The organism is Geodermatophilus sp. SYSU D00879 (assembly GCF_054050375.1).
The window spans coordinates 44,673-56,891 of the sequence record NZ_JBJGZF010000013.1 but is presented as its reverse complement, the minus strand read 5'-3'; the positions used below and the strand labels follow the sequence as shown (position 1 = coordinate 56,891).

At 76.6% G+C, this 12,219-nt stretch carries 7 protein-coding genes; 2 read left to right on the top strand and 5 right to left on the bottom strand.

The features are described 5' to 3' along the window. Positions 1–52: 52 nt before the first annotated feature. The gene (locus ACI79B_RS16605; RefSeq protein ID WP_456927621.1) at positions 53–499 is read left to right on the top strand and encodes an iron chaperone; all 447 of its coding nucleotides are present in this window, start codon (positions 53–55) and stop codon (positions 497–499) included. 9 nt (positions 500–508) lie between these two features. On the opposite strand, the gene ACI79B_RS16600 is transcribed toward ACI79B_RS16605, so the two are convergent. After that, entirely contained in the window at positions 509–2,221 is a 1,713-nt protein-coding gene (locus ACI79B_RS16600) for a DEAD/DEAH box helicase (protein ID WP_456927622.1), read from the bottom strand. Between the two features lie 64 nt (positions 2,222–2,285). Between ACI79B_RS16600 and ACI79B_RS16595 the strand changes: the two genes are divergently transcribed. After that, the gene (locus tag ACI79B_RS16595; RefSeq protein WP_456927623.1) at positions 2,286–3,713 is read left to right on the top strand and encodes an amidase; all 1,428 of its coding nucleotides are present in this window, start codon (positions 2,286–2,288) and stop codon (positions 3,711–3,713) included. Positions 3,714–3,773: 60 nt separating this feature from the next. Here the strand turns inward: ACI79B_RS16595 and ppk2 are convergent, their stop codons facing one another. The 4 genes from ppk2 to ACI79B_RS16575 all read right to left on the bottom strand — a co-directional run bounded on the left by ppk2 (position 3,774) and on the right by ACI79B_RS16575 (position 12,153). Then, positions 3,774–4,826, bottom strand: a complete 1,053-nt coding sequence (gene ppk2, locus ACI79B_RS16590) for a polyphosphate kinase 2 (RefSeq protein ID WP_456927624.1) — start codon at positions 4,824–4,826, stop codon at positions 3,774–3,776. A 21-nt stretch (positions 4,827–4,847) separates the two neighbouring features. Beyond that, positions 4,848–5,546: a hypothetical protein gene (locus ACI79B_RS16585; RefSeq protein WP_456927625.1), complete on the bottom strand. Its 699-nt coding sequence runs from the start codon at positions 5,544–5,546 to the stop codon at positions 4,848–4,850. A 162-nt stretch (positions 5,547–5,708) separates the two neighbouring features. Next, positions 5,709–7,061, bottom strand: coding sequence for an alkaline phosphatase (locus tag ACI79B_RS16580; protein WP_456927626.1), 1,353 nt, complete (start codon positions 7,059–7,061; stop codon positions 5,709–5,711). 199 nt (positions 7,062–7,260) lie between these two features. Then, on the bottom strand, positions 7,261–12,153 hold the full coding sequence (locus ACI79B_RS16575; RefSeq protein ID WP_456927627.1) for an NAD-glutamate dehydrogenase: 4,893 nt from the start codon (positions 12,151–12,153) through the stop codon (positions 7,261–7,263). Positions 12,154–12,219: the final 66 nt, after the last annotated feature.

The window sequence follows — 12,219 nt, the reverse complement described above, 5'->3', positions numbered from 1 at the left end:
GCCCCTAGCGTCGTCCGCGCAGGTACCGGACAGCGAGAGGGAGCGGGCGACCATGACCAGCAGCGACGTCGAGGCGACCACCGGCTTCACCGCCGAGGAGCGCGCCGCGATGAAGGAGCGCGCCGCCGAGCTGCGCGCCGAGGGGAGGAAGGGCGCGAAGCGGGCCGACGGCCTGCAGGCGGTCCTGGACCGGATCGCGGAGATGGCACCGGAGGACCGCGCGCTCGCCGAGCGGGTGCACGTGGTGGTCACCACGACCGCCCCCGGGCTGGCCCCGAAGACCTGGTACGGCATGCCCGCCTACGCGAACGCGGACGGCAAGGTCGTCGTCTTCTTCCAGGACGCCGGCAAGTTCGGCTACCGCTACTCGACCCTCGGCTTCCAGGACGCGGCCGCCCTCGACGACGGCGACCTCTGGCCGGTGTCGTTCGCCCTCCGCGGGTGGAGCCCCGCGGTGGAGGAGCGGGTCACCGCGCTGGTGCGGGCCGCCACCTCCTGACCGGGGTGGTCAGTCCCGCTGCTTGTCCCGGCGGACGGTCACCTTCCGGCCCTTGACCGTGCTGGCCCGCAGCGCGGTGATGACCTCCTCGGCGGCGGCCGCGGGGACCTCGACCAGGCTGAACCGCTCGGCGATCTCGATCGCGCCGACGTCGCGGCCGCGCAGCCCGGTCTCCCCCGCGATCGCGCCGACCAGGTCGCCCGGGCGGACCCCGGCGCTGCGGCCGGCGCCGATGAACACCCGCTCGGTGTCCCCGCCGCCGGAGCGGGCCCGCGGCGGGCGGCCCTGGCCGCGGTCCCCGCGGTCGCCGTCCCGCCGGGCCGGCCGCTCCGGGCGCAGGGTGACCTCGGGGATCTCCTCGTCGTCGTCCGGGCCGGTGGTGGCCTCGTGGGCGAGCTTGACCGCCGCCAGGGCCACCTCCATGACGTCGAACTCGTCGGTGAGCGTCTCGACGACGGCGCGGAACCGCTCGAGGTCGTCACCGAGCAGGCTCTCCCGCAGCGCGGCGCGGGTCAGCTCCAGCCGGCGGGCCCGCAGGTCGGCGACCGTGGGCACACGTTCCACGTGGATCGGCGCGCCGGTGACCCGCTCGATCGTCTTGAGCATCCGGTGCGCCCGCGGCTCGACCAGCGTGATCGCCACGCCCTCGCGCCCGGCCCGGCCGACCCGGCCGATGCGGTGCACGTAGGTCTCGGCCGCGGCCGGAACGTCGTAGTTGACGACGTGGGTGAGCTGCTCGACGTCGAGCCCGCGGGCGGCGACGTCGGTGGCCACCAGCAGCTCCGCGGTGCCCGACCGCAGCCGGCCCATCACCCGGTCCCGCTGCTCCTGGCTCATCCCGCCGTGCAGCGCCTCGGCGCGGTAGCCGCGGCCGTTGAGCGTCTCGGTGAGGTCGTCGACCTCGTCGCGGGTGCGGCAGAAGACGATGGCCGCCGTCGGGCTCTCGACGTCGAGGACCCGGCCCAGCGCCGCCGGCTTGGCCGCCCGGGCGACGACGAACGCCGTCTGGCGCACCCGCGGCGCCTCGCCCTCCACCGGCACCTCGCGCGCGACCTGGATGCGCAGCGGGTCGCGCAGGTGGCGGCGGGCCATGCTGTCGAGTCGGCGCGGCATGGTGGCGCTGAACAGCACCGTCTGCCGCTCCTCGGGCACCTCCTCCAGCAGCGCCTCGAGGTCCTCGGCGAAGCCCATGTCGAGCATCTCGTCGGCCTCGTCGAGCACCACGGTGGCCACGCCGCCCAGGTGCAGGCTGCCCCGCTGCAGCAGGTCCAGCGCCCGGCCGGGGGTGGCGACGACGACGTCGACGCCGGCCTCCAGCGCCCGCAGCTGCCGCGGGATCGGCTGGCCGCCGTAGACCGGCACCACCCGGGCGCCGAGGTCGCGGCCGTAGCGGTGCAGCGCCTCCGACACCTGGATGGCCAGCTCGCGGGTGGGCACGAGGACCAGGGCCAGCGGATCGCCGCCGGGGCGGTCGTCGGGCAGCCGCTGCAGCACCGGCAGCGCGTAGGCGGCGGTCTTGCCGGTGCCGGTGGCGGCCTGGCCGAGCAGGTCGCGGCCGGCGACCATCGGCGGCACCGCCTCGCGCTGGATCGGCGTGGGCTCCTCGTAGCCGAGCCGCGTCAGCGCCGCCAGGAGCTCCGGCCGCAGGCCCAGGTCGGCGAAGGTCCCGCCGTCGGGGGCAACCGTCTCGTCGGCCTGCTGCAGGGTGTCCTCGCCGTCCACGCGCCCAGTGTCCGGCACGGCAGCCCGCCCCCGGCACGGCACCCCGACGTGGCACCCTCCCCCGGTGACCCCCGCACCCGCTCCCGGCGACGACCTCTGCCTGCGCCCGGCCACCGAGCTGGCCGCGCTCGTGCGCGCGCGGGAGGTCTCGGCGCGCGAGCTGCTGGAGGCGCACCTGGCGCGCATCGAGCGGATCGACCCGCAGGTCAACGCGATCGTCACGCTGGACGCCGAGGGCGCCCGGGCCGCGGCCGACGCCGCCGACGCCGCGCTGGCCGCCGGGGAGGAGGTCGGCCCGCTGCACGGCCTGCCGGTGGCGCACAAGGACACCCACGCCACCGGCGGCATGCGGACCACCTGGGGCTCGCCGCTGCACGCGGACACCGTCCCGGCGCGCGACGAGCTCGTCGTCGAGCGGCTGTGCCGGGCGGGCGCGGTCCGGGTGGGCAAGACCAACGTGCCGGAGTTCGCGGCCGGCTCGCACACGTTCAACCCGCTCTTCGGCGCCACGCACAACCCGTGGCGGCACGGGCTGTCGGCCGGCGGGTCCAGCGGCGGCGCGGCGGCCGCGCTCGCCGCGGGGCTGGTGCCGGTGGCCGAGGGCAGCGACATGGGCGGCTCGCTGCGCAACCCGGCGGCGTTCTGCGGCGTGGTCGGGCTGCGGCCCACGCCCGGGCGGGTGCCGACCTGGCCCGCCGGGCTGGGCTGGGCGACGCTGTCGGTGCAGGGGCCGATGGGCCGCACCGTCGGCGACGTCGCGCTGACGCTGTCGGCGATCGCCGGGCCGGACCCGCGGGTGCCGATCGCGCTGTCCGAGGACGGCGCCTCCTTCGCCGCGCCGCGGCCCGCGGAGCTGCGCGGCCTGCGGGTGGCCTGGGCGCCGGACCTCGGCGGGCTGGTGCCGGTCGAGCCGGAGGTCACCGGCGCGCTGGCGGGGGTGCCGCGGCTGCTCGAGGCGCAGGGCGCCGTCGTCGAGGAGGCCTGCCCCGACCTGCGCGAGGCCGACGAGGTGTTCGGCACGCTGCGGGCCTGGCTGTTCGAGGCCACCTTCGGCGAGGTGGTGCGCCGCTCACCCGAGCAGGTGAAGGAGGCCATCCGGCGCAACGCCGCGCGCGGGGCGGCGCTCAGCGGCGCCGACGTCGCCCGGGCCGAGCTCGCGCACACCCGGCTGCACGAGGAGGTGGTCGGCTTCTTCGACCGCTTCGACGTGCTGCTGGCACCGACCACCCAGGTGCTGCCGTTCCCGGTGGAGCAGGAGTACCCGGCCGAGGTCGCGGGCGTGCCACAGGCGGACTACCTGGGCTGGATGCGCTCCTGCACGCTGGTCTCGGCCACCGGCTGCCCGGCGCTGTCCCTGCCCGGCGGGTACACCGGCGACGGCCTGCCGGTGGGCCTGCAGGTGGTCGCCGCGCCGCGGGCCGACCTGCGCCTGCTGGAGGTGGCCGCCGCGCTCGAGCAGGTGCTCGGGACGCCCCGTCTGCCCGCGCTCTGACGCCGTCTGCGGCTCTCTAGGGCTGGAGCTAGAAGGCCGTAGACGAGGGCAGCGACGGCCTCAGCGCCGGCCGGCGCGGGGCGGCGGCGGGGCGACCGGGGTGTCGGAGGACTCCTCCAGCACGTCGGCGGCCGACCCGACGATGAGCGGGTCCGGGTCGCCGACGACGTCGCAGTCCTTGTCGTCGTAGTCCAGCCGGCACAGCACGTGCCGCATCGCCTCCAGCCGGGCGCGCTTCTTGTCGTTGCTCTTGATGACCGTCCACGGGGCGTGCTGCGTGTCGGTGTGGAGGAACATCGCCTCCTTGGCCTCGGTGTAGGCGTCCCACTTGCCCAGGCTGGCGAGGTCGGTGGGCGAGAGCTTCCACTGCCGCACCGGGTCGATCTGCCGCACGACGAAGCGGCTGCGCTGCTCCCCGCGGGACACCGAGAACCAGAGCTTGAACAGCAGGATGCCGCTGTCGACGAGCATCCGCTCGAACTCCGGCGCGTCCTGCAGGAACTGCCGGTACTGCTCGTCGGTGCAGTAGCCCATCACCCGCTCGACGCCGGCGCGGTTGTACCAGGACCGGTCGAACAGCACGATCTCGCCGGCCGCGGGCAGGTGCTGCACGTAGCGCTGGAAGTACCACTGGGTCTGCTCGCGCTCGGACGGCTTGTCCAGCGCCACCACGCGCGCCCCGCGGGGGTTGAGGTGCTCGGTGAACCGCTTGATCGTGCCGCCCTTGCCCGCGGCGTCCCGCCCCTCGAAGACGACGACCAGCTTCTGCCCGGTCTCCTTCACCCAGCTCTGCATGTGCAGCAGCTCGATCTGCAGGCGGCGCTTCTCGATCTCGTACTCCCGGCGCTCCATGCGCTCGGTGTAGGGATAGCCCTCGCGCCAGGTCTCGACCCGCAGCCCGTCGGGGCCGAACAGCTCGCGGTCGTCGTCCCAGTCCTCGTCGCTGTCCTCGTCGGGCAGGGCGTTGAGCCGCCAGCGGCTCAGGTCGAGGACCTCGGCCTCCTTCGGCGCCTCGGTGGTGCCGGGCGGGTCACCTCCCCGGTCCTGCACGGCCCGGTCCTGCACGGCCTGGTCCTGCGCGGGCTCGCGGTCGACGGCGGTGTCGGGCTGCACGGGGTCCCCCTCCCGGGTCGGTCACGTCCGTGACCGGCCGTACCCCACCCTGGACCGGACACGCCCGGGGCGCGACGGGGCGGGCGCCCCGGACTCGAGCACGTGCGCGACGGCGTACTCGGCGAGCGCGGCCAGCGCCCGCGCGTCGCGGCCGGGCGCGAGCGCGGGCAGCAGGTGGACCTCGGCGACGCCGCCGTCCACCTCGCGGACGGCGACCGGGCAGACGGGGGCCTGCGCGTCGACGGCGGGCGCCAGCGCGCGGGCGCGGAACCGGCCCGGGTCCTCCCCCTCCGCCGCGCCGCCGGGGTGCGCGGTGACCGTGTCCCCGGCGCGCAACAGGGCGGTGACCTCGGCGCGGACGGCGCCGCTGCCGTCGTCGACCAGGAGCCCGCCGCGGCGGGCGAGCACGCGCAGCAGCGGGGTGCCGGCCAGCGCGGCGTCGACCACCGGGGTGCCGGGGACGACGGTGGCCAGCGCGAGGACGTCGGTCCAGCCGGCGGCGTTGGCGACGACCAGCCGGGGTCCGCGCGGCCAGGCGACAGCCGGGTTGACCACCCGCACGCGCAGGCCCCGCGCCACGAGCAGGTCGGCGGCGGCGCACACCCGCAGCCGCTGCTGCCGCCGCCGGCCGCCCCAGGTCGCGGTGGCGGCGCGGACGGCGGTGCGGGCGAGCGCCGGGGTCATCGCGGTGCGGGCGGGGGACGAGGTGCCGGGGTCCACGGGTCCTCCAGGTCACGGGACGGGTGTCCGCGCGCCAGGGTCGGGGCCCCGGGTGTCCGCCGGGTGACGCCGGTGCGGAGATCCCGCGACGGCCCGGGGAACCCCTCCGCAGACGGGGCCCGGGACCGGCGGTGCGCCGGCCCCGGGCCCCGGGTGGTGCGCTCAGCCGAACAGCACCGACGACACGACGTCGTACAGGTGGGTGTTCGGGTAGTAGCCGGTCAGGTCCTCGCTGCCCGGTCCCTCCGCCGTCACGACGGTCGGGGCGCCGGTGTGCGCGGTCGTCGTCCAGTCGAGCGCGAAGTCGTAGGCGCCCCCGGTGCCGGCGACGACGAACGGGCCGTCCTCGCCGGACTCGGTGTCGCCCGCGGTGGACGGGTCGAGGGTGCCGCCGGGGCCGCTCTCGTCCTCGGGGTCGACGTCCTCGATGGTCAGGCCGCCGCACTCGTGGTCGCCGGTGACCACCAGCAGCGTGTCCGGGTGCTCGGCGACGTAGGCCCGGGCCACCTCGACGGCCGCGTCGAGGGAGCGCATGGCCTCGAGCACCCGGGTGCCGTTGTTGTTGTGCGCCATCTCGTCGACGGCCTCCTCCTCGACGAGGAGGAAGAAGCCGTCCTCGTCCTGGGAGAGGACGTCGAGCGCCTTGGTGGTCATGTCGGCCAGGGAGACGACGGGGTCGAACTCGTCGCCCTCGCCCTCGGGACGCTGCTGGAACATCTCCTCGTTGGCGAACAGCCCGAGCAGCAGGCCGGAGTCGGCCGCGGCGAACTCCTCGGCGGTGCTCACGTACTCGTACCCCTGCGCCTCCGCCTGCGCGACCAGGTCGCCCTGGGTGCTGCGGGAGACCTCCGGGTCCTCGGTGTCGCCGGTGCGGGGCGGGTACGTGCCCTCGTCACCGGCGGGCAGCCACCAGTCCTCGCCGCCGCCGAGGATCACCTCGGGCCGACTGCGCTCCAGGTACTGGCGGGCGATGTCGTCCTGCGCAGCGCGGTCGGTGCTGTTGGCGAAGAACGCCGCGGGGCTGGCGTCGGTGACCTGCGCGGTGGTCACGATGCCGCCGGCCAGGCCGGCGTCCTCGGCCTGCTGGCCGATGGTGGGCAGCGGCTCGCCGTCGACGTCGACGCTGATCGCCCCGTTGTAGGTCTTCACCCCGGTGGCCCAGGCCGACGCCGAGGCCGCGGAGTCGGTGACCGTGTCCTCCGGGTCCCGCGCGTCGGTGGTCTGCAGGCCGGCGACCGACAGCGCGTCCATGGCCAACTGCCCGTCGAAGCCCTCCTGGTCGAGCCGGGCGGCCTCGCGGTGGGCGGCGGCCATCCCGTCGCCGTTGACGAAGATGACGCTGCGCGGGTGCCCGTTCGCGTGGCCGCCGCCGTGCCCGCCGCCGTGCCCGCCACCGTGCGCGGGTCCGCCGCCACCGGCGAACGCGCCCGTCAGCGGCAGCAGCGCGAGCGTGCCGCCGGCCACCGCCACCACGGTGGCCGTCCGCAGCCGCCGTCCTGTCCTCGGGTCGGTCATGGTCGTCCTCTCGTCGCCGGGGACCCCGGCCGACAGGTCACACCGCCCAGGGACGCCCCACGGTGGGACGTGACCTGGGTCACCCGCCCGGGCGACACGCCACCGGGGCCCCGGGCCGCGGCCCGTCCGGCCGGACCGTGACGGACCGACCCCTCACAGCGACCGCACAGCGATCGTGCAGCCGGTTCCCAGGCCGCGCTCAGCGGCGACGCAGGCCTCGCAGGGTCCGGACGGCGACCAGCAGCTCGGGCAGCTCGTGCCGGTCGCCGGCGGCGATGTCGGCGAGCTGGGCCGCAGCCCGCCGCTGGGCGGGGTCCCAGTCCCCCACCCAGCCCGCGACCAGGGCGGTGGCGTCGTCGCCGCTCCCCCGCCCGGCCAGGACCTCGACGGCGAGCTCGGCCTGCTCGGCGGCCAGGTCGTCGCGCAGCGCGGCGCGGGCCATCGACGGCCAGCGCCGGTCCCGGGGCAGCGCCGTCACGAGCTCCCGCAGCGGCACCAGCGCCAGCCGCTCGGCCAGCTCCTCGGTGACCCGCCCGACCAGCTCGATCGGCGCGCCGGTGCGCTCGGCGACGACGGCCAGGTCGAGGGCCGCCGGCAGCAGCGGCGCGGCCGCCAGCTCGCCGGCGAGCCCGGCCGGCACGCCCGCGGCCTGCAGCCGCCGCGCCCGCTCGGCGTAGGCGGCGGCCTCGTGCCCCAGCAGCCAGCCCGGCAGGCCGGCCCGCACCGCCGCCACCGGGGCGGCGAACCGCTCGGTGAGGGCGGCGATCCCCGCCGCGGGGTGCGCGCCGATCTCGGGCAGCCGCAGCAGCCACCGAGCGGCCCGCTCGGCCAGCCGGGTCGCCTCCGTGCGCAGCTCCACCTGCACCGGCGCGGGCACCCGGTTGTCCAGCGGCCGGACGGCGTCCCACAGCCGGTCGACGTCGAACACCGCGCGGGCCACCGCGTGCGCCCGCACGACGGCGGCGAGGCCGAGCCCGCTCTCCTCGGCCAGCCGGTACAGCCCGGTCACCCCGGCGGTGTTGACCGCCCGGTTGGTCAGCGCGGTGGCCACGATCTCCCGGCGCAGCGGGTGGGCCTCGACCGCGTCGGGGAACCGCTCCCGCAGCGGGGCCGGGAAGTAGTCGCTCAGCAGCCGGGCGAGGGCGGGGTCGTCGGGCAGGTCGGAGGCGAGGACGGCGTCGCCCGTCTCGAGCTTGGCGTAGGCCAGCAGCACCGACAGCTCGGGGCTGGTCAGCGCGTGCCCGTCGCGGCGCCGCTGGGCCAGCGCCCGGTCGTCGGGCAGCGCCTCGACCGCGCGGACCAGCCGCCCCGACCGCTCCAGCGCCCGGATGAACCGCTCGTGCGCGTCGAGCAGGCTGCGCGCGGAGTTCACCTCGACGGCCAGCGTGGCGTTCTGCGCGTGGTTGTCGGTGAGGACGGCCGCGGCGACCTCCTCGGTCATCTCGGCCAGCAGGGCGGCGCGGCCGTCGGCGTCGAGCACGCCGGCCTCCACCACCTCGTTGAGCGCGATCTTGATGTTCACCTCGTGGTCGGAGGTGTCCACGCCCGCGGAGTTGTCGATGGCGTCGGTGTTCACCCGGCCGCCGGCCAGCGCGTACTCCACCCGCCCGCGCTGGGTGAGGCCGAGGTTGCCGCCCTCCCCCACCACGCGCACCCGCAGCTGGTGGCCGTCGACCCGGACGGCGTCGTTGGCCTTGTCACCGACGTCGAGGTGGCTCTCGGTGGCGGCCTTGACGTAGGTGCCGATGCCCCCGTTGAACAGCAGGTCCACCGGGGCGAGCAGCACCGCGCGGACGAGCTCGACCGGGGAGAGCGTGTCGACGTCGGCGTCGAGGCCGAGCGCGGCCCGCATCGGCTCGCTCACCGGGATCGCCTTGGCCGTCCGCGGCCACACGCCGCCGCCCGCGCTGATCAGCGCGGGGTCGTAGTCGGCCCACGAGGAGCGCGGCAGGCCGAACAGCCGCCGGCGCTCGGCGTACGACGTCGCGGCGTCGGGGGTGGGGTCGACGAACACGTGCCGGTGGTCGAAGGCGGCCACCAGCCGGATGTGCTCGGACAGCAGCATCCCGTTGCCGAAGACGTCACCGCTCATGTCGCCGATGCCGACGACGGTGAACTCCTGGCTCTGCACGTCCACGCCGAGCTCGCGGAAGTGGCGGGTCACCGACTCCCAGGCGCCGCGGGCGGTGATGCCCATGGCCTTGTGGTCGTAGCCGACCGAGCCGCCGGAGGCGAAGGCGTCGCCGAGCCAGAACCCGCGCTCGAGCGCGACGGCGTTGGCGAGGTCGGAGAAGGTCGCCGTCCCCTTGTCCGCGGCGACGACGAGGTAGGCGTCGTCGCCGTCGTGGCGGACCACCCGCTCCGGGGGCACCACCTTCCCGCCCACCAGGTCGTCGGTCAGCGACAGCAGCGCGCCGATGAACAGCCGGTAGCAGGCCTGGCCCTCGGCCAGGACCTCCTCGCGGGAGGCGCCCTCCGGCGGCGGGGTGCGGACGACGAAGCCGCCCTTGGCGCCGGTGGGCACGATGACGGTGTTCTTCACCATCTGCGCCTTGACCAGGCCGAGGACCTCGGTGCGCAGGTCCTCGCGGCGGTCGGACCAGCGCAGCCCGCCGCGGGCCACCGCGCCGAAGCGCAGGTGCACGCCCATCACCCGCGGGGAGCTGACGAACACCTCGCGGGCCGGGCGCGGCTCCGGCAGGTCGGGGACCGTGCGGCAGTCGAGCTTGATCGCCAGCGGCCCGCCCGCGTAGTAGGTGGTGCGCTGGGTGGCGAGGACGGCGGCCAGCAGGCTGGTGAGCACGCGGTCGGCGTCGAGGGTGTCCACCCGGCCGATCGCCTCGCGCAGCGACGCGGCCAGCGCCTCCTGGCGGGTGGCCCGGCCGGCCTCGCGCCCGGGCGAGAAGCGGGTCTCGAACAGCGCGACCAGCCGCGCGACGACGTCGGGGTGGGCGGCCAGCGTCGTCTCCACGTACCGCTGGCCGAAGGGCAGCCCGGCCTGGCGCAGCCACTGCACGTAGGCGCGCACGACCGTCACCTGCCGCCAGTTGAGCCCGGCCAGCAGCACCAGCGCGCCCAGGCCGTCGTCCTCGGCGTCGCCGCGCCACACCGCGGCGACCGCCTCGGTGAACCGCTCGGGCAGCGAGCCGGGGAAGGGCAGCTCCCCGCCGGGGGCGGTGAGCCCGAAGTCGTAGATCCACGCCACCGGGGCGCCGATCCGGTCGATCTCGTAGGGCCGCTCGTCGACGACGTCGACGCCCATGTGCTGCAGCACCGGCAGCACGTCGGACAGCAGCAGCCGCTCCCCCACCCGGTAGACCGTCAGCCGCGGCTCGGCGGCGTCGGCCCCGCGCGGGCGGCGCAGCCGCAGGCCGAGCTCGCCGGGCGGCAGGGCGTCGAGGCGGGCGAGGTCCTCGACGGCCGTCGTCGCCGGGAAGTCCTCCTGGTACGCGGCCGGGAAGGCGTCCGCGACGCGGGCGAGCACCTGCTCGCTGTCGGGGCCGTACCGCCCGGCGAGCGCGTCGGACAGGTCGTCGGTCCAGCTGCGGGCGACCGCCGCGAGCTCCTGCTGCAGCGCCTCGGCGTCGACGTCGGGCAGCGCCGGCGTCCCGCCCCGGCCCACCGGCAGCCGGACGACGAAGTGCAGCCGGGCGAGCACCGACTCGGTGGACCGCGCGGTGAACTCGATGTCCCGGCCGCCCAGGCGGGACAGCAGCAGCTGCTGCATCGCCAGGCGGACCTCGGTCGTGTAGCGGTCCCGCGGCAGGTAGACCAGAGCCGACCAGAACCGGCCGTAGGGGTCGCGGCGCAGGAACAGCCGGGTCTGCCGGCGCTCCTGGAGATAGAGCACGGCCAGCGCCACCGGCAGCAGCTCGGCGGCCGGCGCCTGGAACAGCTCGTCGCGCGGGAGGGTGTCCAGGACGTCGACCAGCGTCTTGCCGGTGTGGCTGTCGGCCGGCACGCCGGAGCCCTCGACGACCTCGGCGACGCGGCGGCGGACCAGCGGCACGTCGCGGACGTTCGCCGCCGCGGCGGCGGAGGGGAACAGCCCGACCAGCCGGTGCTGGCGGGCGGGGCGGTCGCCGTCGGCGGGCTCGGTCACCGCGACCAGGTCCAGCCAGGCGCGGCGGTGCACCGTCGAGCGGATGTCGGCCTTGGTGACGGTCAGCAGGGAGGGGCCCAGCGGGCCGGCCGCCTCGGGCAGCGCCGTCCCGGTGTCGCTGCGCAGGACGCCCAGGCCGGTGCCGGGGACGGCGCGCACGGCGGTCCCGACCTCGACCTCGCGGGCGCCGAGGAAGACGAAGTTGCCGTCGGCCAGCCAGCGCAGCAGGGCCGCGGCCTCGGCGGGGTCGTCGGCCGGGTCGGCGGTGTCGACGCTGCCCCGCTCCTCCAGCCGGGTGGCCAGCTCCAGCGCGCGGGCGGCGGTGCGCGGGGCGTCCTCGTCGACGGCGCGGACGTCGGCGAGCACGGTGCGCAGCCCGGCGACCAGGTCACCGGCGGCCTCGTCGTCGAGCGGGCCGTCCAGGACGGCGGCCATCCACGACTCGGCCAAGGCGTCCGGGCCGCAGCGGGCCGCGTCCGTGCCGGGGCTGTCGCAGAAGGCCCGCAGCGCGCCGGTGACGTCGCGCCGGACGACGACCACCGGGTGGACGACGTGCTGCAGCCCCACGCCCTGCCGGACCACCTCGGCGGTCACCGAGTCGACGAGGAAGGGCATGTCGTCGGTGACGACGAGCAGCAGCCCGCGCCCGTCGGTCAGCCGCTCGACGACGACGGTGGCCGCGCCCTGCGCCCGGACGCCGGCCAGCCGGAGGTGGCGCAGCGCCAGCCCGGCGAGGTCGGCCGGGTCGTGACCGAGGACCTCGGCGGCCGGCTCGCTCCAGTAGTAGCGCTGCAGCAGGGCCGGGAGGTCGCCGGTGCCGCAGCCGGCGGGCAGACCGGGCCCGTCGTCGGTGTCGTCGGCGGCGGCGCGCGCGGCCTCGGCGAGCAGGGCCCGCTTCTCCTCGTTGGCGGCCTCGAGGGCGACCAGTCCTGGCGGGACGTCGTCCTCCGGCCGGTCGGGGACGACGGTGTCCACGCCGGTGGTGCTCATGTCCGGCGACGCTAACCCGCCCGAGCCGCCTCGTCAGCGCGACGCGGGGTGACGTGCTGGAACGGC

Excerpts from the sequence above, each read along its gene's own strand:
- ACI79B_RS16605 (WP_456927621.1), top strand. The coding sequence starts at position 53 with ATGACCAGCAGCGACGTCGAGGCGACCACCGGCTTCACCGCCGAGGAG.
- ACI79B_RS16580 (WP_456927626.1), bottom strand. The coding sequence starts at position 7,061 with ATGACCGACCCGAGGACAGGACGGCGGCTGCGGACGGCCACCGTGGTG.
- ACI79B_RS16575 (WP_456927627.1), bottom strand. The coding sequence starts at position 12,153 with ATGAGCACCACCGGCGTGGACACCGTCGTCCCCGACCGGCCGGAGGAC.